Below are 20367 nucleotides of genomic sequence, written 5' to 3'. Positions count from 1 at the left end.
AACGTTTATGTTAGGAGGTCTGCAGGAAAAAATCAAGGTTTATTTAACAATTATACGCCTTGAGTTCGCTTTTGGGCTGTTTTTTACAACAAGAAGGAATTCCATGAAGTAAAGGAAAGTGTGGATACAAGAGCTCCCCTTGCGTGCCAAACTGCCGAATGATTTGATTACTGAAAAAAAAGCTTGAGTTCTGCAAAGACCAATTCCGACGGTCCGATGACGGTGCGGCATTGCGGCAGGGAATTGAGGAATCGTTTGCCGTAGGCCTTTTCCACAATCCGCTTGTCGAAGCTGATGACGCAGCCGCGGTCATTTTTATGACGGATCAGTCTGCCGAAGCCCTGCTTGAACTTGAGCACCGCCAACGGCACGGCATAGTCCATAAACGCATTGCCGCCGGCCGTTTCGATGGCTTCGTAGCGCGCCTGAATGATCGGCTCGCTCGGCACCTGAAAGGGCAGGCGGGTAATGATCACGTTCTCCAGTGCGTCGCCCTGCACGTCCACTCCTTCCCAAAAGCTGTCGGTGCCGAACAGCACCGAAGTCTTGTCCTGGCGGAACTGTCGAAGCAGCTCGTGTCGGTTCAGATCGCCCTGCTTGAGCGCCTGAATACCGGTCAATTCCAAGGATTCTTTGAGTCGGCGGTAAGTTTGGTTCAGCAGCGAATAGGAAGTAAACAGGATAAAGGCGCGGCCTTGGGTGATGCTGACGGCTTTAAAGACCGCCTTGGACAAGGCTTCGGCAAAACCGGAATCGCGGGGATCGGGCATGTCGGTAGGGACGCAAAGCAATACTTGTCGTTCAAAGTCGAACGGAGACGGCAGCTGCAGCTCATTCCGTCGTGTGTTCGGCAGACTGTAGAAACCAATGCGCTGCGCCCAAAAGGCGAAAGAATTTTCGACCGTAAGAGTGGCGGAGGTCATGACCACCGTTTTGTAGGAGTCAAAGACCGCTTCTTTCAGGATGCCCTTGACCTCGAGCGGCGAGATCTGCAGCCGCACAATCGGGCGGCCGACTTTGCGCGGCGCCGTCTCGATCCAGCGGATTTCGGTTTCGCTTTCCTGAAAGAGGATCTGCTGCAGGATGTCGGCGGCGGCCGCCAAGCGTTCCGCCTGCGCTTCGATGTCGATGGTCAGAGCTTCCCAGTCTTCCTGCACATAAGCGCGCAGCTTTTTCGTTTCGCCGCAGAAGCGCAGCAGGTCTACAGCATAGAGCCGCAGAGCCTGCATCATCTCGCGAAAGAGATCAGCGAGGCCGGTCTCGACAAACAGTGCATCGACAGTTTGCGGCAGAAGACGGATTTTGCGCTCATTATCGCCCTCTTCCGGTGTATGCGCAAAAACGACTTCAAACAAACGGTCCATGGCATAGTGAATGGATTCGAGCAGACTGTCGGCGTTCGGGGCCAATTTGTTGTGCACCTCCGCAACAAGGGTTTCGCTGAGCTCCGCCGGTAGTTTGCCGGAGTGCTTCAGGATACGAAGGCGAAGGGTGTGCAGATAGCCTTTTTCCAGATTTTTTTTGCGGTGGTGCAGGCGGTATAAAATGCGCTGCAGCCCTGAGCGGGTGACTTGACTGCCGAAATAGTTGGTGGCCACGTCTTCAATGTGATGTGCTTCATCAAAGATAATGCGTTGGTAAGGCGGCAGCACTGCGGCGTCCTGAAAGCTTCCGGTTTGGCGTCGGATGGCCAGATCGGCAAACAGAAGATGGTGGTTGACGACGAGGATTTCGGCACGGGCGGCTCTCCGTCGCGCTTTATTAACGAAACAATCGCGAAAGTGAAGGCACTTGGCGTGCGTGCAGGCGTCGCTTTCGGCGGCTATGCGCTCCCAGACATCGTTCGAAGGAATGTAGGCAAGATCCGCTTTGCTGCCGTCTTGCGAAGCGCGCGCCCAGCGGATCAGCTCCTGCAGCTCTTCGTGCTCTTCGTCATCCAGGCCGAAGTCAAATTCACCGGCGATCTCGTCCACTTTGCGCAGGCAGACATAGTTGGAGCGCCCCTTGACCAGCACCGCATCGAACCCGATCGGCAAAGTTTTTTGCAGCAGCGGGAGGTCCTTTTTGATCAGCTGTTCCTGCAGATTGATGGTGTTGGTCGAGACGACGACGCGTTCCTTATTCTGTTTGGCCCAGTAGATGGCGGGCAACAGATAGGCCAGAGTCTTGCCGGTGCCGGTTCCGGCCTCAACCGCCAATGCAAGGTTTTCGTTAAAGGCGCGGATAACGGCTCGGATCATTTCGGCCTGCTGCGGCCGGATCTCATAATCGGGCAGCTGCTTGGCGATGGGACCGTTCGGAGCCAGAAGCGCGGTGATTGCTTCCGCATCCAGCGGTTTGCATTCCGTCGGTACGAACGGTTCGACGACGACGTAAAGATCGTCGACGCGGTTATTAACGATGTAAAAAGCGACGCTGAAATCCGCCAGGCGGGCGGCAATAGACAGATCGGCGTCAGAGGGCGTCAAAGGGCCGGACGGGTGGTTGTGGATGACCACGTCCGCCTCGCGCGCCGCCTGCATGACGGCCGGAACCGCCGCTTCGTTGCCGCGCGCTGCAGCAATGACGTCATGAACGATCAAGTCATCATCCAAATAGCCGAGAAAAAAGACTTCATTGCCCCCTGCAGCGCGAATTTCTTCCGCCATACGCAGGCAGACATCCTTTGCAATGTACGCCGAAATGTTCTTCATTCTGCCGAAATGTGCTTTACCCCCTGGTTGCGGTGTTATGAGAGATATTCTGCATCATATCCGAGGTCGCGAAGGTAAAGCGGAAAATCCTCAAAGCCGTGCAGCGTGTAGATTTTTTGCGGTTGAACCTGTCGGACAAAGAAAATCAACTCGTTAAAGTCGGCGTGATCGCTCAAGGGAATGCAGTGATCCGCGCCGAAGCGGTTGCCGAGCGGACTCTTAGCCCAACCGGAAAGCAGCACGGTGCGCCGCTTTACCGGCAGACCGGCGGCGCGCCGAAATCGCACGGCGTGGGGAGGAATGATCAACACCTGACGGCCGTTCAGCGGCTCGTGCCGCCAGAGACTGCATCCCTCAAAAGAGATGCCGAACTGCTCATAAATGCGGGCGATCCGCCAAGCGTCGTGGTGTACGCGAACGTCATATCCGGCACTGCCGAGCAGCTTCATTGCCTCCTGCGCCTTGCCGAGGCCGTAGGCCATCACCACCGGCGTCGTTTTTTTGCGGATACATTCTTCGATGAAATCCAAAAGTTGGGCTTTAGGATCGCCCTCCTCGGAAAATGTGAAAGCGGGATGGCCGAAGGTCGATTCCATGATCAGAATGTCGGCACGGGGGATAACGATCGGCTCCGCCGTCAGTCCTGCTTTGATTTTAAAGTCGCCGGTATAGAGCAGGGAGCGGCCATTGCGCTCGATGCGGATCATGGCGGCGCCCAACACATGGCCGGAGGGATACAGCTCGATCTTGAGATCACCGACGAAATAGGGGCGATGATAGTCGAGCGCTACGGCCTTTTTTTGACGAGCGCGCAGGGCGTGAAAAAGAATCGTCGGCGGCGTCGCCAAAATCTGTGCGTGGTTCTTGAGGTGATCGGAATGGCCGTGCGAGACGAAGGAAAAGGGCGTCGCCCGCTGCGCATCCAGCCAGAAATCGACGCCTTCCAACTTGATGCCCCTCTCATCGAATAAAAACATAATTCTTCCTTACCGCCGGCAGTTCAACCGGCTGCTTTGCGGTGCTGCACGAGATCAAGGAAATAGCGATGAATGGTCGGATCGTCCGTCAGCTCCGGATGAAACGTGGAGACGAGAACATGCTTCTGCTGCGCCAACACGACGTCACGGCCGTGTTTGCCGAGCGTTTGCACTCCTTCCCCCAAAGCGCGAATCTTGGGGGCGCGGATAAAGACGCCCTCGCAGACCCCATATTGGCCGTTTAGGACGATCTGCACCTCGTCGATGAAGGAATCGACCTGTCGACCGTAGGCATTGCGCTCCACGGCAATGTCAATCAGGTCGAGCGATTCCTGCTCATGGCCGAGCACGCTGCGCGCCGCGACGATGCAGCCCGCGCAGGTGCCGAAATAGGGGCGCCGGCGTGCAAAGTCGCGAATCGGTTCCCAAAGGCCGTGCTTTTTCATGAGCAGAATGAGCGTCGTCGATTCGCCGCCGGGGACGATGAGGCCGTCGCAAGCCTGCAGATCCGCCGCTGTATAAACCAGCCGTCCGCCGCATCCGAGGCGTTGGAGCATTTGCAGATGTTTCTCGTAATCCCCCTGCAGCGCCAGCACGCCGATTGTAACGTCCATTTTTACCATCCGCGATCCGCCATGCGTTCGGCTTCGGGTATTTTGTCGATTTCGATGCCGCGCATCGGTTCGCCGAGCCCTTCGGAAACGCGGGCAATGAGATCGAAATCCATATAGTGCGTGGTGGCCGTGACGATGGCCTGCGCCATTTTTTCCGGATTGGACGACTTGAAAATGCCGCTGCCGACAAATACGCTTTCGGCGCCCAATTGACGCATCAGCGAAGCGTCGGCCGGAGTGGCTACGCCTCCCGCCGAAAAGTTGGGCACCGGCAGACGGCCGAGCTCCTTGACTTGGCGAACCAGCTCCACCGGCGCGCCGAGGTTCTTGGCTTCGGTTACGAGTTCTTCATCACCCAACGTTTGGATGCGGCGAATGCCGCTCTGCACGGCGCGCATATGGCGCACCGCTTCGACAATATTGCCGGTTCCGGCTTCGCCTTTGGTGCGGATCATGGCCGCTCCTTCGGCAATGCGGCGTAGCGCCTCGCCCAGATTGCGGCAGCCGCAAACAAACGGCACTTTGAATTTCCACTTGTCGACATGATATTCTTCATCGGCCGGGGTCAACACCTCGCTTTCATCGATGAAATCCACGCCGAGCGCTTCGAGGACCTGCGCTTCGGCAAAATGACCGATGCGGCATTTGGCCATGACGGGAATCGACACCGCCTTTTGAATCGCTTTGATCACCGCCGGATCGGACATGCGCGCCACGCCGCCGTGCGCGCGAATATCGGCCGGTATGCGTTCCAAGGCCATCACGGCAACGGCGCCGGCCGCCTCGGCAATCTTGGCCTGCTCCGGCGTCGTCACGTCCATGATCACGCCGCCTTTGAGCATTTCGGCCAAACCGATCTTGAGTTTCATATCATGTGCATCTTTCATGGATTTATCCTCATAACGTCAAATTTATCATTTTATTAATTAAAATAAGAATAATCCGTATCAATTCCAATTGTAAACGGAGATGCGCTGCATAACCAGAATCTGCAAAACGCCAAATTGGAATCAGGAAAAGCTAAAATCCTATTCGTCGTCTTTGCGAAGAGTTCTGTTTCGCTTTGCCTTCGCCATGTTGGGTGCAGACTCCGGGCATATAGCGAACATCGCAGAGGTCGGTGACGACGTTGGGGCAATGCTCGGTCGCCAGCTTTTGCGAGTCCAGGCAGATGGTGACGTCGACCACGCCGGGAGGCCGCTCGAACGGCACCGGCGGAATGTTCAGCGTGTCCACCGCCATGCGCATGAACGAAGCAGTGATCGGCAGCGCGACCACCGCGCCGGTTTGACGATCGCCGAGCGACATGGCCGGATCATCGAGACCTACCCATGTACCGGATGCGAGCAACGGCGTAAAGGTGATGTACCAGGCATCGGTGTAGCGGTTGGTGGTGCCGGTTTTACCGCCGGCCGGGTGGTAGAATTTGTAAACCGAGCGCGACATGGCTCCGGTGCCCTTTGTTGCAACCGTCTGCAGCATGCTGGCCATAATGTAAGCGGTCTCTTCCCGCAAAACCCCTTTCTTTTTCGCCTCAAACGACTCGATGACGTTTCCGTATCGGTCTTCGATGCGCAGGATGGCGATCGGCTCGACCCAGACGCCCTTATTGGCAAAGACGCTGTATGCCGAAACCATTTCGATCGGTTTGATGCCGTTGGCGCCCAGCGCCAGGGCATCGTAAGGTTCCAAGGGTGCGGTAATGCCCAGATTGCGGGCGTACTGGATGACCGTTTTGGGCGGAATGTCTTCGCGAATCAGTCGCACTGAAACGAGGTTGAGCGAGCGGCGCAGCGCTTCGCGCAAAGTGGTCGGTCCGCCGACACTGCCGTCGAAATTGACCGGAGTCCAGCGTCCGCCGGCTCCGTCCACATTTTCCACCGTTACTGGCTGATTGAGTTTGGTGTAATACGGCATCAGTCCGTTATCGACCGCCGCCGTGTAAAGGATCGGCTTAAAGCTTGAACCCGGCTGACGCAGTGCTTGGGTCACGCGGTTGAATTCGCTCTCTTCAAAGTTGCGTCCGCCGACCATGGCCAGAATGTGACCGTTGCGCGGATCGATGGCGACGAACGCGACCTGAACGCGGCAATGTTCATTGATCAACGAGTCGACCAACGCCTGATCCTTTATGATCTCCGCCAGACTCTTTTCCTTCAGCAGGCTGGGAGGACAGATGGTCTTGAAGCGGGAAGGATTACGATAGGCGCGCGTCACTCGGCGCTGATAATTCGGTAAATGGGCCCGAACAGCGCGGTTGGCCGCCGCCTGCGCCCGCGTATCCAAGGTCGTATAGATGCGCAAACCGGATTCGTAAATATCATAGCCGTATTTTTCATAAAGAATTCTACGGACATGTTCGGTAAAATAAGAAGCGTCATCAATCGGCGGTTCCAGGTTGCGTTCCTTGAGGACGATCTCTTCGGCAACCGCCTGCTTGAACTGCTCCGGTGTAATAAACTTTTCTTCGAGCATGCGTTTGAGCACCAGATTGCGGCGCTCTTTGGTGCGCTCATAATTGCGGTAGGGATTATACACGCCCGGCAACTGGACCACACCGGCCAGCATGGCGCATTCGGAAAGCGTTAAATCTTTGACCGACTTGTTGAAAAAGTAGCGCGCCGCCGACTCGACGCCGTACGTCGAATAGCCGAACTGCATTTGGTTCATATACATCTCGAGGATTTCGTCTTTTGTGTAGGTACGCTCGAGCAGAACCGCAGTGATGATTTCTTTAATTTTACGCGAGACCGACTTTTCCGGCGTCAAATAGAGGCGTCTGGCCAGCTGCTGCGTCAGAGTACTGGCGCCCTGCGAACGGTTGCCGGTAAAGAGAAAGCGCGCCGTAACATAGGCAAATCGCATTGGCGACATGCCCCAATGCTGGTAAAAAATATGATCCTCTACCGCCAGAACGGCATGGATCAAATCGGGAGGAATATCCTTAAGCGGTGTGTAAAAGCGTCGTTGGGCAAAGAATTCATCAATCAATTTACCGTCGGCGCTATAGACTTTGGTGGCCAATTCGGGAGAATAGTTTTCCAATTGGGAAAACGACGGCAGATCCTGCGAAAAGAACGCAATCAAAGCGATCCCAAAAAGCAGAAACGCAACGAACGCATAGAGCGAATACTTGTAGATTTGCTTCGGCTGAATCGAAGATAGGGAAACTTTTTTCATCTTGGCGTTTTTCAATAATGAATTTTTGCGGTTCATGGAATTCCTGTAAAGGATCATTATCCATTTTAGCAAATAAAATTTAGTAAAATAATCCTTGTTTTCAAATGTGTTCTTGCAGCATGCCCATGGGGCCGACAGAGGTCTAATCTTTGTTTTTACATGGTTTTTAACGACTTGATTCTTTCTTGATGTTTGACTATATTTATTGTTCCTAATTTCAAAAGGAGAAATATGTTCGAGGATATTAAAACGACTCTTGAAGAGCTGACCGAGCGTCAGGAAACGCTGCGGAGGCACCTTTGAGCTCGATAAGAAGGAAAGTGAAATTGCCGAGCTGGAGAAACGCACGCATCAACCCGATTTTTGGAACGACAACGAAAGCGCGCAAAAGGTGATGCGCGAAATCGCCGAACGCCGCGAGTGGGTAGATGCCTGGAAAAAGATCGATTCCGGCTTGAAAGAATGCCGCGATTTGTTGCTTCTGGCTGATGAGGAGAAGGATGAAGCGGTCGGTGAAGAAATCCGACAGGAAGTGGCGCGATGGGAAAAGGAGCTTTCGGCGCTCGAGTTCCGCAAGATGCTCGGCAAGCCGGAGGATGCCAAAAACGCCATTTTGACCATACACCCTGGGGCGGGAGGCACCGAATCGCAGGATTGGGCGCAGATGCTGATGCGCATGTATCAGCGTTGGATCGAGCGCCGCGGTTTTAAAGAAGAAATTCTCGATTTTCAGGCCGGAGAGGAAGCCGGCATCAAGAGCGTTTCTATTGAAGTGACCGGCCCCTATGCTTACGGTTATTTAAAGGCCGAGGCGGGCGTACACCGGCTGGTACGTATCTCGCCGTTCGATGCCAACAGTCGCCGACACACCTCTTTCGCTTCGGTCTTTGTCTATCCCGAAGTGGAAAATGCGATTGAAGTCGATGTCGACGAAAAGGATCTGCGGATCGACACGTTTCGCGCCAGCGGCGCCGGCGGGCAGCACGTCAACAAGACCAGCTCCGCCATCCGCATTACGCACATTCCGACCGGCATCGTCGTGCAGTGTCAGAACGAGCGGTCGCAGCATCGCAACAAAGAAGCGGCCATGAAAATGCTGCTTTCTAAGCTTTATCAGCTTAAATTGGAAGAGGAAGCGGCCAAAAAGGCGCAGCTGGAAAATACCAAAAAGGACATTGCCTGGGGAAATCAGATTCGCTCTTATGTTTTTCACCCTTACAACCTCGTCAAGGATCATCGTACCGGCTATGAGACGAGCGACATACAGGCAGTTATGGACGGCGAACTGGACGAGTTCATCCACGCCTATTTGATCCAGATGCAGCATGAATGAGCTGCCGACCTTAAACAGAACAGGAGATCGACGGCATGAATCATGAGGAATATACAGCCGAGCTGAACGAGGTCATGCGCAATCGGCGCGAAAAGCTGGCGCAGATTCGTCAGATGGGGATCAATCCGTTTGCCTACAGTTTTGCGAGGACGCATCGGGCGGCAGAAATTTTGCACAATTTTGCGGAAATGGAAGGCCGAAGTGTAGCCGTGGCCGGGCGGTTGATCGCCATCCGACGCATGGGAAAAGCTTCTTTTGCGCATTTGTTGGACGGCGGCGAGCGGCTGCAGATCTATGTGCGCACTGATCAGGTCGGCGATTCTGCATATACCCTCTTCAAGCTGATGGATATCGGTGACATCATCGGTGTGGAGGGCGAGGTTATGAAGACCTCGACCGGCGAAATCACCGTCGTCGTCAAAAAGCTGGAACTGCTGACGAAAAACCTTCGCCCCCTGCCGATCGTCAAGGAAAAAGAAGAAAACGGCGTCAAGGTGGTCTATGACGCTTTTGCCGACACCGAGGCGCGCTACCGTCAGCGGTACGTCGATTTGATCGTCAATCGCCATGTCATGGAGGTGTTCATCAAGCGCTCCAAAATCATTTCCGCCATGCGCGCTTATTTGGACGCCCGCGGCTATCTCGAGGTCGAAACGCCGGTACTGCAGCCGATCTACGGCGGCGCAACCGCCAGACCGTTCATTACCCATCACAACGCTCTGGACATCGATCTTTACATGCGCATCGCCGATGAGCTCTACCTCAAGCGGCTGATTGTCGGCGGTTATGACGGCGTGTATGAAATCAGTAAAGATTTCCGCAACGAAGGGATCGACCGCACCCACAACCCCGAGTTCACCATGATGGAGCTCTATGTGGCTTACCAGGACTATCATTTTATGATGGACTTGGTGGAAGACATGGTGAACCATATTGCCGACAGAGTGCTGGGAACGACGAAAATCTCTTATCAGGGACATGAAATCGACCTGGCCGGTCCTTGGCCGCGTTTGCCGCTCTTTGAAGCGATCGAAAAGTACACCGGCAGGCAGCTCTACGGTCTCTCGCGCGAACAGTTGGCCGCCGCGGCCAAGGAGATGCACGTCGAGATCGAAGAGTTTTGGGGAGAGGGCAAGATCATCGACGAGATTTTCAGTGAAAAGGTCGAGCCGCATCTCATCCAGCCTGTGTTTATTTGCGATTATCCCGTCGAGCTTTCGCCTTTAGCCAAGCGGCATCGAAACGACGAGCGGCTGGTAGAAAGATTCGAGCCGTATGTCGCCGGGCGCGAAATCGGCAACTCGTTCAGCGAGCTGAACGACCCCATTGATCAGCGCAGCCGGTTCGAAGCGCAGATGAAGCTGCGCGAGGCCGGCGACGAAGAAGCCCAGGTCATGGACGAAGATTTTATTCGCGCCCTGGAATACGGCATGCCGCCCACCGCCGGTCTGGGCATGGGCATCGATCGCTTGGTCATGCTGCTGACCGATCAACCCTCGATCCGCGACGTCATCTTTTTCCCGACCATGCGACCCGAAAAATAGATCGAGAATTTATCCATGTCCTACGAGCTCTTTATTGCCCTCCGTTATTTGCGCTCCAAGCGCAAGACAGGGTTTATTTCGCTGATTTCTTACATCTCTATTCTCGGTGTGACGATTGGCGTTGCCGCACTGATCATCGTTCTCTCGGTCATGAACGGGTTTGAATCGGAAGTGCGTTCCCGCTTTATCGGCGTGGATGCACACGTCAAGGTGCGGACCTTTAACGACCGCGGCATCGAAGACCCCGCGGCAATCATGGCGCGAATCAAGGGAACGCCGCACATCGTCGCTATGACGCCTTACATCCACAAAAAGGGTCTGATTCGCTCGAAAACCGAGACTACGGGACTGATCATTCGCGGCATCGATCTGCAGACGGTGGAAAACGTCACGGAAATCAAAAAGAGCATTAAATACGGCGCCCTCGATGTCGGCATGGTGGAGACTGACGAAGGCCGGCCGTTGCCGGGTATTGTGCTGGGATTCAACCTGGCCGATCGCCTCATGGTCAGCGTCGGTGACAAAGTGATTCTTGCCAGTTTCGAGGACGTGACGCGCGTCAATCAGATGCCGCAAATGATGCAGTTCGTGGTCACCGGCTATTTCGAGACCGGTCTGTTCGAATTCGATGACAACATGGCCTACATTTCCAACGAAGCGGCGCAAAAGCTTTTTCGCATGGGTACTAAAGTGTCGGGCATCGGAATACGGCTCGACCACTATGAAAACGCTTCCGTGGTGGAAGCGCTGCTCAATGAAAAGCTGGGCTATCCCTATCGGGTTCTCACCTGGTTCGATCTTAATCAAAATCTGTTTGCCTGGATGAAGATCGAAAAATGGGCGGCTTTTATCATTTTGAGCCTGATCATCATGGTGGCGGCTTTCAACATCATTTCGACGATGATCATGGTGACCATGGAAAAGACGCGCGAGATCGGCGTGCTCAAGGCGATGGGCGCCACCAACGCGGGCATTCGCCGCATCTTTACTTTCGAGGGTCTGTTGGTGGGTATTGTCGGGACCGTTCTCGGCTGCATTATCGGCTATGCTTTATGCTGGGCGCAATATCGGTACCGCTTTTTTTCCTTGCCTAATGACATCTATATCATCGACTGGCTGCCGATTTTGATGAAATGGACCGATTTCGTCATGATTTCGGCGGCGGCGATTCTCATTACTTATGCGGCGGCGGTTTATCCGGCGGCAAGAGCGGCTAAATTGGATCCGGTAAAGGCGATTCGTTATGAGTAATTCGGCAGAGTTTTCTGTAAGCCGGCAAAAATCGGCGCCGGTTATTTTGCGGGTCACGGATTTGCAAAAAAGCTACCCGATGCCGAACGGCGAGCTGCGCGTGCTCAAGGGCATCAGTTTCGAGGTCAGCGAGGGTGAGATCATCGCCGTGGTCGGTCCGTCGGGAGTGGGGAAAAGCACACTGTTACATATCATCGGCATGCTCGATCGCCCTACCGCCGGCAGCGTCGAAATCGACGGACATGATGTCTATCAGTTTGACGATCAAAAGCTGGCCAAATTGCGCAATCAGACCTCCGGCTTTGTCTTTCAGGCGCATCATCTATTGCCCGAGTTTTCCGCGCTGGAAAACGTGATGATGCCCGGGATGATCGCGGGAAGACCGAAAGAAGAGCTGACGGAGGAGGCGATGAAATTGCTGCGCGCCGTCGGCTTGGAAGAGCGTGCGCATCATCGGCCCAACGAGCTGTCGGGCGGGGAACAGCAGCGGGCGGCAGTGGCGCGGGCGCTGATCAATCGGCCGCGACTGCTGCTGGCGGACGAGCCTTCCGGCAATCTTGATGCAGAGGCGGCGGAAGCCCTTCATGCGCTTTTGTGGCGACTCAGTCGCGGTCTGCGGCAAACGCTGATCCTCGTCACACACAACCGCGACCTGGCTGAACGGGCAGACCGCATCATCGAACTCTATGACGGCAAAATCCGCCGTATCTCCGTTTCTGCCGGCACGAAAATTGAAAATTAAAAGAAGACCTTGCGATCGCTGTTTTCTAACCCTATATTATTTAGTAGAAACAAGCGGTCAATGAAACTTTGCGAGTGTCTTTTTTTTGAACAGAGTGTCACCGCCAAGTAGTACCGAAAAAGAAAAGGGAAACTTGAGCGCTTTTCATGTGTTAGAGAGGAAGAAGCGGTTCTAGGAGCATACATGAAGAATAATTTTTCCAGCAGAGTGCAGATGGTGATTCAGTTCGCAAGGGACGAAGCACTGCGGCTGGGTCACGATTATATCGGCACCGAGCATCTTTTGCTGGGTCTCATTCGCGAAGGCGAAGGGATGGCGATCGAAATATTGTTGTCGCTGGGATGTGATCTGGATGAGATCAAGCAGGCGGTTGAAGATGCGGGCCGTGTGTCCGGCGAGACCATGACGCTCGGCAACATTCCTTTTACCAAGCGGGCGGAAAAGATCCTAAAGAGCGCCTATATGGAAGCCGAGCGCTACAAGTCGGATATTATCGGCACAGAACACCTGCTATTGGCTTTGGTTAAAGAGCGCGAAGGGTTGGCGTCGCAGATTCTCACCAGCTTCGGCGTGACCTATGAAGCGGTTGCCGCCGAGTTGACCAAGAATCTCGAGAGTTCTTCTTCGCAATCAACTGGAACAAGTTCCGAAAGCAGCAGCGGCAAGTCGCCGACGCCGGCGCTCGATCATTTCGGCCGCGACCTAACGGCCATGGCGCGCGAGGGCAAGCTCGATCCGATCATCGGCCGTGATGCGGAAATCCAGCGTGTGGCGCAAATCCTCAGCCGGCGAAAAAAGAACAACCCGGTTCTCATCGGCGAACCGGGCGTCGGCAAAACCGCCATCGCCGAAGGGTTGGCGCTGCGCATCGTCGAGAAGAAGGTGCCGCGCGTTCTGTTCAACAAGCGGGTCGTCACGCTCGATCTCGGCGCCATTGTCGCGGGTACCAAGTATCGCGGCCAGTTCGAGGAACGGATGAAGGCGATCATGAACGAGCTGGTCAAGCAGCGCGACGTCATTTTATTCATCGACGAGCTGCACACCATCGTCGGCGCAGGCGGCGCCTCGGGTTCTCTCGACGCCTCCAATATGTTCAAACCGGCACTGGCGCGAGGCGAACTGCAGTGCATCGGCGCCACTACGCTGGATGAATACCGTCAATACATCGAAAAGGACGGCGCTCTCGAACGGCGTTTCCAAAAGGTGATGGTCGATCCGCCCTCTTTGGAAGAGACCTATGCCATCATCAAGGGCCTGCAGAGCCGTTATGAGGCTCACCACCGCGTGCGCTTTACCGAAGACGCCATCCGCGAAATCGTCAATCTTTCCGACCGTTACATCACAGATCGCTTTCAACCCGACAAGGCGATCGACGTGTTGGACGAGACCGGCGCCCGCGTCCATTTAGCCAACATTGTTGTACCGAAAGAGATTGCCGCCATCGAAGAAGAGATTAAAAAGGTACGGGCGGAAAAGGAAGCGGTGGTGCGAAAGCAGAATTTCGAAAAGGCCGCCAAGCTGCGCGATTTGGAGAAGCAGCTAGTACAGGAGCTCGAGCGCGCCAAGCAGCGCTGGAACGCCGAGCAGGAAGAGCACTGGGCTGTGGCCACCGCCGACGACGTCGCCGAGGTTGTGTCGATGATGACCAAAATACCGGTGACGCGCGTAGCGCAGAGCGAATCCGACAAACTGCTCAACATGGCGGAAGAGCTGAAAAAGCGGGTCGTCGGTCAGGACAATGTGATCGACTTATTATGCCGGGCGATTCGCAGAACGCGGGCCGGATTGAAGGATCCCAATCGGCCGATTGGTTCGTTTATTTTCCTCGGCCCGACCGGCGTCGGCAAGACCTACCTGGCTAAGGAGCTGGCCCGCTATCTGTTCAACGACGACAATGCGCTGATTCGCATCGACATGTCCGAGTACATGGAAAAGTTTTCGGTATCGCGTCTGACCGGCGCGCCTCCGGGATACATTGGTTACGAGGAAGGCGGCCAGCTGACGGAACGGGTGCGGCGTCATCCCTACTCGGTCGTTTTGTTCGATGAAATCGAAAAAGCGCATCCCGATGTGTTCAACATCCTATTGCAGATCTTGGACGAAGGCCATATCACCGACAGCCTCGGCCGCAAGATCGATTTCAAAAACACGGTTCTTATCATGACTTCAAACCTGGGCGCACGTCAAGTGAGCAAAGGCGGCGGCATGGGCTTTGCTAAGGACGATGAGGAATCGAATTACGAAAAAATGCGCGATCGGATTATCGAAGAGGTCAAGCATACTTTTAATCCCGAGTTCATCAACCGTGTCGACGAGCTGGTGGTGTTCCGGCCGCTGAGCCGTCAGGATATGGTGCGCATCATCGACATTACCGTACAGGAGATGCTGCAGAGGGTGGCCAATCGCAACATCAAGATCAGGCTGACCAAAGGCGCCAAGGAGTTTATTGCCGACCGCGGCTTTGATCCCGTGTACGGCGCGCGGCCGCTCAAGCGAACAATTCAGCGGTACGTCGAAGATCCTTTGGCCGAGCAGCTGCTCCGCGGCGTCTTTTCGGACGGAGCATCGATCACCATCCGCGCTCAAAACGACGAGCTGGTTTTCGACCTTGGAAATCCGCTCGACGAGCCGCACGCTTCCCCCCACGAGGAGGTGTTAAAGAGCTGACGCTAAAGCCCGAATCAAGTGATTCGGGCTTTTTCATTGACGGACAAACATCATTGCAGGCAGGTCAGCGGGGGAGGACAATCGATTCGCCGTCGCTCGGCCAGCGCGAGCGGATTTCGATCGTATCGGGATAGACAAAAAAGCGTTCCGCAGGCTGGAATGGATAGGGTGTTCCGAACGTAAACTCGCCGTTTCCGTCCTCATCCCGAAACAGTTCGATAATGTATCTGCCCGGCATCAGGTCGCGAAATTCGAATCCGGCGGGAGCCGGAAGGCAGAGTTCATAGGCACGCGGCTCTTTCTCGCCGACCGACACAGCTTTGAGAAAAAGCGGTCCGCGGGCAGAAGTGTCGGCGTCTGATACGGCGCCGGCGATCGCGGAGAGGGTGTCGGGATTGAGGGTGGTAAAGTGCTTGAGGAAAAGCGAATCGGCCAACGGATTGCCGGCAAGATCCATGATCGAATCGGCCGGCAGGCTGACCATGTAGCGCATTTTACCCCTCAATGGTCGATGCGGGGTGAAGACAAGGCGGTTACCGGCAGGAAAAGCGAGACTGCCGCTGACAGGATTGCCGCTCGAATCGGCCAGGTGAAAAAGTCGTGTCAAAGGTTCTTCCGCCATGGTCTCGGAGAAAAAGACTTCGATGGGCGAATTGATCGGCACGGCACGGGAGCTGTCGCGCGGCGACATGGCGACGCAGCGCGGCCGGACGGTGTCCGGCAGAGCCGAGCCGGAAAAAGTGACGGGCAAAGACGGCGCGGCCATGGTCAATCCGCTTTGATCTTTTATCTCTTTGATCTGCAGCTGATAATAAAGCCCTGACTCCTGCGGCGCAGTCGTCAGCTGTAAGAGAGCAGCGTTCTGCGGATCAAAAGAGGCATCGAAAACGGCAAGGGTGTCTGATCCGGTTACAATCAGAAAATTGTCGCTGCGGGCGGCTTCCGCGCGAACGGGTTCGCTGAAGCGCAGGATGACGTGTTGTCGATCGGGTACTGTGACGGCGTCGAGGCGCGGCCGCGTGGTGTCGCGCTGGGCAAGACGAAAGGTCAGCGGAGAATCGATCCGGCTTACGGAATCGAGTTGAACGTCGCGATGGGCGACGCCGATGAGATCGAATTCAGGATCGTAGCGGTTGTTGAGATTGCGGTCTTTGACGGCAAAGAGACGGTAACGTCCGAATGCCATGTAGGGAAGGCAAAAGAGACCCTCCTCACCGGTTTGCGTGGCGTAGAGCGGCGTATGGCGGGAGGGATCGGGGTTTGGCGTGAGGGACAGATCGTAAGCCCAAACCTGCGCACCGCCCAAATCGGTGCCGTAAAGTCTACCGCTGATTTGACCGCGATCGAGGTGTTCGCCGGTAGAAAAGGCTAGTGTAAAGGATTCTTTCATCATATTATTGCGGCGGTCCTTGGCGCCCGCGCCGATGGTGACGACGTAAGTGCGGTTCGGCAGCAGCGAGTCGCTGAACTGGATCGTCAACTGTCGATCGCGATGCCATTTCAGTTTGAGGCGCTCGCCGACAAACGGCGTAATGAACAGCGCCTTTTCCACGGTAAACGGCAGGACCGGTTCGCTGAACAATATTTGCACCTTTGTTGTACGTGAAACGCCGGTCGAATCTTTGGGCGGAAAGGAAGCAATCACGCGCGGCGGCGTTTTATCCTCGGGTCCGCCGGGAGGAAAACCCTGGTTTGCACATGTGCAAAGCGCGAGCGCAATGAGAAAAATGACAATTACCTTTTTCATGGCGTTTGCAAAATAGCCATTCGCCCGTCGAATTTCAAGGAGTTTATCGGCTTGGCTGGAGGACAAGTTTTGGGAAAGGGAACCATGCACATCCGAAAAGCAGAAGCAAAGGACATCACGACGATTCTCCGCTTTATTCGCAACTTGGCGGAATATGAAAACTTGGCGCATCAGGTCGAAGCGACGGAAGCGCGGTTGCTGCGTTTCGGTTTCGGCGATCTACCCTATTTTCACGCTTTGCTGGCTGAAAGGGAGGGTCAGGCAATCGGAATGGCTTTTTATTTCTTTACTTTTTCGACTTTTTTAGGCCGGCCGACGCTCTATGTGGAGGATCTTTTCGTCCTGCCGGAGTATCGCCGCTCCGGCGTCGGTCGGGCGCTGATGGCGGCTTTGGCGACTATAGCGAGAGCCCACGACTGCGGCCGCATGGAATGGGCGGTTCTGGATTGGAATGAACCGGCGCAACGATTCTTTCGCTCGATCGGAGCCCAAGCGCACCCCGAATGGCGGCTGCATCGTCTGGAAGAGGAGCAGATCCGCCTATTAGCGGAAGAAAATAATTCCATTGAACAGAAAGTTTAACGACAGGCGTCGCTGATAAACGTCTTGCGCAGACGGTCTTTGCGCACTCCGGGCATCGGATGCAGCATGTTATGGAAAGAGATATAAATACCCGGAGGCGCCAATCGACAGGCAAAGAGCGCCTCGACGAAATTCTGCAGTGCATCGGAATCTTCGAATCCGAACGGTTTCATGGCGCCGGTGAGAATCAGGGGAATGGGGATAGGCATGAGACGGTCGTATAGATACTGAGCGGTGAGTTCCATGGTGTCGGTGCCGTGGAGGATGAGCACGGGTGACTTTTCCGGCAAAAAGTTGGTGACGGTGTTGCAGATGATCTGACGGTCGTGATCGGTCATCTCGAGTGAGTCTTTCCACAAGAGATCGATATGGTGGATCTGAGTGTAAGGCAATCGCAGCCGTTTGAGCATGCGCTGCAGCTGGGAGCCGCGATTGGTCAGCGTTCCCTCCTCTTCATCATACGTCTTTTCGATCGTGCCGCCGGTGGTTATGATGATTACTTTCATAGTTCCGTCCCATGTGTTTGACACGATAATTTAAGAAAAATTGGCATTCAAAAGACGGAAAAGTTGCGGATTGACGGCTTGAATTTTATCCGTTGCGCTCTTATATTGAGTAAAGTGTTCGGCAGAGGGTGCTTCTTTGAGCCTGTCTCGTTACGCCTTTGGTTGCCCGGTAGATCATTACCTTTTTAAGCAAAAGGATTGGGCTAAGGCTATTCTGCTTCTTACGATTTTTTTCTCCTCCTCGCTGTTCGGCGCTGCGACGGTGGACATAGCGGCGGTGGAGCGGGCAATTCGTGAGCAGGGCGCCGCATGGAGCGCCTCTTCGAACGAACTGACGGAGCTTTCGGGTGAAGAACGCAGGCGTCGTTTAGGACTGACCGATTCACCACTCAAAGGTACAGCCCCTGCTCTGTTGTCTTTACCTCAATTGGGCCCACTGCCCTCCCGTTTCGACTGGCGTGATGCAGGCGGCAATTGGGTGACGCCGGTGCGCGATCAGGGCGCCTGCGGCAGTTGTTGGGCCTTTTCCGCCGTGGCGCAGGTCGAATCCTGGTGGAACATCCGCAGGCAGACGGCCGATTCAACTCTCGATCTATCGGAACAGATCTTGCTTTCCTGCAGCGGCGCCGGTGACTGCGAAAACGGCGGTCGAGTCGATCTTGCCCTTCATTTCATTCGCGACGTGGGCGTGCCGCCTGAAAAAAGCCTGCCGTATGCCGCTAAATCGACTGTTCCGTGCGCCGCCGCAGAAGCGCTTTGGCATCTCCAGACCGTAACTATTCCCGATTGGGGCTACGTGACCTATGGCGAAGCGCAAATCGAAAACATCAAAACCGCGCTGCTCTATCATCCCGTTTCGGCCGCCTTTGAGGTTTTTGCCGATTTTTACGCTTACAAGCGCGGCATCTATGAGCACGTCTACGGCGCTTCCGAAGGCTGGCATGCGGTGCTCATTGTCGGCTGGAACGATGATGAACGCTGCTGGATAGCCAAAAACAGCTGGGGAAAAAATTGGGGCGAATCGGGTTATTTTCGCATTCGTTGGGGACAAGTCCATTTCGGAGAAGCGGTATGGTGCATTTGGGATGAAGTATCTTCCGGACAACTGACCGCCTCGACGATGGAGCTCGAATCGTCGATCGAATACGGCCGAACCGATACGCTGAGCTTTATCCTGCGGAACATCGGATCTGCGCCGATGCAGTATTATTGCATGGAGAGCAGTCTAAGCGCCGATTCGCTTGCCGACTGGCTGACCATCGTCAACGGCGCAGGCACACTGAGCGCCGGCTCCTCCGCCGCTGTGCGCGTCGTTTTTAACGCCAGGGCAGTTCCGGCCGGAAGCTATGAGCGCCTGATTTTCATTTCCGGTAATTCAGGCAGCAGCCTTCAGGTACATTGCCGTTTGAATGTTTTGCCGCCGGAATGGGATGTCCGGCTCGTGAAAACCGAAACGCCGCCGTCGGGGTTTCCGCTTCTTTCCTCGGTGCCTTTTGGCGTTGTCGTCGAAAACATCGGCCTCAATGCAGTCGATCGAATTTCGCTCGTTTGTCAAATTGCCGCTGAAAACGCGTTTCTTTACAGCGATACTCTCAATCTGTCTCTGCCTGCGCTATCCGGTGAACTTGCATTCCGGTTCAAACCCTTTCGTCCCGTCAAAGTGACCCCGATGCAGCTCTTGGTCTTTTTGTCCGGCTTGGAAAAAGATCTGAATCGCTTTAACGACACACTGAGCTGCGACGTGCAGGCAACCCATTTGCTCGATGATTTCGAGGCCGAAACCGGCTTTTGGGATTTCCGCGGCGGCTGGGCCGTTACCTCTAAACTGAACGGACACAAAGGCAGCGGTGCCGCCCACATCAACGGCGGCGTTTATCCTTATCCGGAAAATATGAATGCGGTGCTCACTTTTTCCCCTGGTTTCGTTTTACAGGATGTCGATACATTGATCGTCACCTATTGGGCGCGCGTCTTTACCGAAGACGGGGACTATTGTGTGGTTGAGATCAGCAGCGACAGCCTGCATTGGCGGTCCGTCGACATTCTCTCGGGAATGCAGCCGCCTTGGCGTCGACGGATGATCGATTTCGTCGATCTGCTCACATGCGGAGCGCAAAAGGCTTGGTTCCGCTTTCGTTTCGTCTCCGATGCCTTCTCCGGAAGTATCGGCGTGCTTCTCGACGATTTCAACGTCTTTACAAGCTCAGTCGAACCGGAACAAGAACCTGCAGCCGTCCGCTCATATTCAATAACGCACTCGGCTTCGCTGCTTGCCGCTCCCAATCCTTTCAATACATCGGTTTCGCTCGTTGCCTTTTTAGCTAAACCGGCCGTTGCCCAACTGAACATTTCGGATGCGCGCGGCCGGCTTGTCTATCAGTCGGCTGTGACCCGCTGCTCGAACAACAGGCAGGTTTGGGTATGGGATGCCGAAGGCATGCCCACCGGCATCTATTTCGCTCAAATTGCCTTGTCGTTTGCCGAAGGCAGGCGGGAGGTGTTACGTCAAAAGCTGTTACTTATCAAATGAG

General features: G+C 54.9%; 14 protein-coding genes. 7 read left to right on the top strand and 7 right to left on the bottom strand.

What is annotated here, in order from left to right:
• Positions 1-167: 167 nt before the first annotated feature.
• The 5 genes from ONB24_09845 to ONB24_09825 all read right to left on the bottom strand — a co-directional run bounded on the left by ONB24_09845 (position 168) and on the right by ONB24_09825 (position 7500).
• Positions 168-2693: a DEAD/DEAH box helicase gene (locus tag ONB24_09845; protein MDZ7316412.1), complete on the bottom strand. Its 2526-nt coding sequence runs from the start codon at positions 2691-2693 to the stop codon at positions 168-170.
• Positions 2694-2728: 35 nt separating this feature from the next.
• Entirely contained in the window at positions 2729-3670 is a 942-nt protein-coding gene (locus ONB24_09840) for an MBL fold metallo-hydrolase (protein ID MDZ7316411.1), read from the bottom strand.
• A gap of 23 nt (positions 3671-3693) precedes the next feature.
• Positions 3694-4284: a pyridoxal 5'-phosphate synthase glutaminase subunit PdxT gene (gene pdxT / locus ONB24_09835; GenBank protein MDZ7316410.1), complete on the bottom strand. Its 591-nt coding sequence runs from the start codon at positions 4282-4284 to the stop codon at positions 3694-3696.
• A 2-nt stretch (positions 4285-4286) separates the two neighbouring features.
• The gene (gene pdxS, locus ONB24_09830; GenBank protein MDZ7316409.1) at positions 4287-5171 is read right to left on the bottom strand and encodes a pyridoxal 5'-phosphate synthase lyase subunit PdxS; all 885 of its coding nucleotides are present in this window, start codon (positions 5169-5171) and stop codon (positions 4287-4289) included.
• 133 nt (positions 5172-5304) lie between these two features.
• Positions 5305-7500, bottom strand: a complete 2196-nt coding sequence (locus tag ONB24_09825; protein MDZ7316408.1) for a PBP1A family penicillin-binding protein — start codon at positions 7498-7500, stop codon at positions 5305-5307.
• A gap of 195 nt (positions 7501-7695) precedes the next feature.
• Here ONB24_09825 and prfB point away from each other — a divergent pair.
• From prfB to ONB24_09800, 5 genes are all read left to right on the top strand, one after another.
• Positions 7696-8797, top strand: a protein-coding gene (gene prfB, locus ONB24_09820) for a peptide chain release factor 2 (protein MDZ7316407.1) whose coding sequence is annotated in 2 segments (ribosomal slippage) — positions 7696-7761 and positions 7763-8797 — 1101 coding nt in all. Because the reading frame shifts where the segments join, the coding sequence is not laid out codon by codon here.
• Between the two features lie 35 nt (positions 8798-8832).
• Complete coding sequence (lysS, locus tag ONB24_09815) at positions 8833-10341, top strand: lysine--tRNA ligase (protein MDZ7316406.1); 1509 nt, start codon at positions 8833-8835, stop codon at positions 10339-10341.
• A gap of 15 nt (positions 10342-10356) precedes the next feature.
• Positions 10357-11592, top strand: a complete 1236-nt coding sequence (locus ONB24_09810; protein ID MDZ7316405.1) for an ABC transporter permease — start codon at positions 10357-10359, stop codon at positions 11590-11592.
• On the top strand, positions 11585-12334 hold the full coding sequence (locus ONB24_09805; protein MDZ7316404.1) for an ABC transporter ATP-binding protein: 750 nt from the start codon (positions 11585-11587) through the stop codon (positions 12332-12334). Before ONB24_09810 ends, ONB24_09805 begins: the two co-directional genes overlap by 8 nt.
• Before the next feature lie 183 nt (positions 12335-12517).
• The gene (locus ONB24_09800) at positions 12518-15001 is read left to right on the top strand and encodes an ATP-dependent Clp protease ATP-binding subunit (GenBank protein ID MDZ7316403.1); all 2484 of its coding nucleotides are present in this window, start codon (positions 12518-12520) and stop codon (positions 14999-15001) included.
• A gap of 64 nt (positions 15002-15065) precedes the next feature.
• Here ONB24_09800 and ONB24_09795 read toward each other — a convergent pair whose 3' ends face one another.
• A complete protein-coding gene (locus ONB24_09795; protein MDZ7316402.1) occupies positions 15066-16748 on the bottom strand; it encodes an Ig-like domain-containing protein in 1683 nt (560 codons plus the stop codon).
• Positions 16749-16832: 84 nt separating this feature from the next.
• Here ONB24_09795 and ONB24_09790 point away from each other — a divergent pair, with 84 nt between their 5' ends.
• Complete coding sequence (locus tag ONB24_09790) at positions 16833-17330, top strand: GNAT family N-acetyltransferase (GenBank protein ID MDZ7316401.1); 498 nt, start codon at positions 16833-16835, stop codon at positions 17328-17330.
• Here the strand turns inward: ONB24_09790 and ONB24_09785 are convergent.
• Positions 17327-17836 carry an asparaginase gene (locus ONB24_09785; GenBank protein MDZ7316400.1) on the bottom strand — a complete coding sequence of 170 codons (510 nt, stop codon included), beginning with the start codon at positions 17834-17836 and terminating at the stop codon, positions 17327-17329. The genes ONB24_09790 and ONB24_09785 overlap by 4 nt on opposite strands.
• Before the next feature lie 136 nt (positions 17837-17972).
• Between ONB24_09785 and ONB24_09780 the strand changes: the two genes are divergently transcribed.
• Entirely contained in the window at positions 17973-20366 is a 2394-nt protein-coding gene (locus tag ONB24_09780; GenBank protein ID MDZ7316399.1) for a hypothetical protein, read from the top strand.
• The last annotated feature ends 1 nt before the right edge of the window (position 20367 follow it).

This window comes from candidate division KSB1 bacterium (assembly GCA_034505495.1).
Lineage (GTDB): Bacteria > Zhuqueibacterota > Zhuqueibacteria > Residuimicrobiales > Krinioviventaceae > Fontimicrobium_A.
Note: the sequence above shows the minus strand (reverse complement) of the source record. Positions and strands in the feature narration are given on the sequence as shown.

Excerpts from the sequence above, each read along its gene's own strand:
- lysS (MDZ7316406.1), top strand. The coding sequence starts at position 8,833 with ATGAATCATGAGGAATATACAGCCGAGCTGAACGAGGTCATGCGCAAT.
- ONB24_09810 (MDZ7316405.1), top strand. The coding sequence starts at position 10,357 with ATGTCCTACGAGCTCTTTATTGCCCTCCGTTATTTGCGCTCCAAGCGC.
- pdxS (MDZ7316409.1), bottom strand. The coding sequence starts at position 5,171 with ATGAAAGATGCACATGATATGAAACTCAAGATCGGTTTGGCCGAAATG.
- ONB24_09795 (MDZ7316402.1), bottom strand. The coding sequence starts at position 16,748 with ATGAAAAAGGTAATTGTCATTTTTCTCATTGCGCTCGCGCTTTGCACA.
- ONB24_09785 (MDZ7316400.1), bottom strand. The coding sequence starts at position 17,836 with ATGAAAGTAATCATCATAACCACCGGCGGCACGATCGAAAAGACGTAT.
- ONB24_09805 (MDZ7316404.1), top strand. The coding sequence starts at position 11,585 with ATGAGTAATTCGGCAGAGTTTTCTGTAAGCCGGCAAAAATCGGCGCCG.
- ONB24_09825 (MDZ7316408.1), bottom strand. The coding sequence starts at position 7,500 with ATGAACCGCAAAAATTCATTATTGAAAAACGCCAAGATGAAAAAAGTT.
- ONB24_09840 (MDZ7316411.1), bottom strand. The coding sequence starts at position 3,670 with ATGTTTTTATTCGATGAGAGGGGCATCAAGTTGGAAGGCGTCGATTTC.
- ONB24_09790 (MDZ7316401.1), top strand. The coding sequence starts at position 16,833 with ATGCACATCCGAAAAGCAGAAGCAAAGGACATCACGACGATTCTCCGC.
- pdxT (MDZ7316410.1), bottom strand. The coding sequence starts at position 4,284 with ATGGACGTTACAATCGGCGTGCTGGCGCTGCAGGGGGATTACGAGAAA.
- ONB24_09845 (MDZ7316412.1), bottom strand. The coding sequence starts at position 2,693 with ATGAAGAACATTTCGGCGTACATTGCAAAGGATGTCTGCCTGCGTATG.
- ONB24_09800 (MDZ7316403.1), top strand. The coding sequence starts at position 12,518 with ATGAAGAATAATTTTTCCAGCAGAGTGCAGATGGTGATTCAGTTCGCA.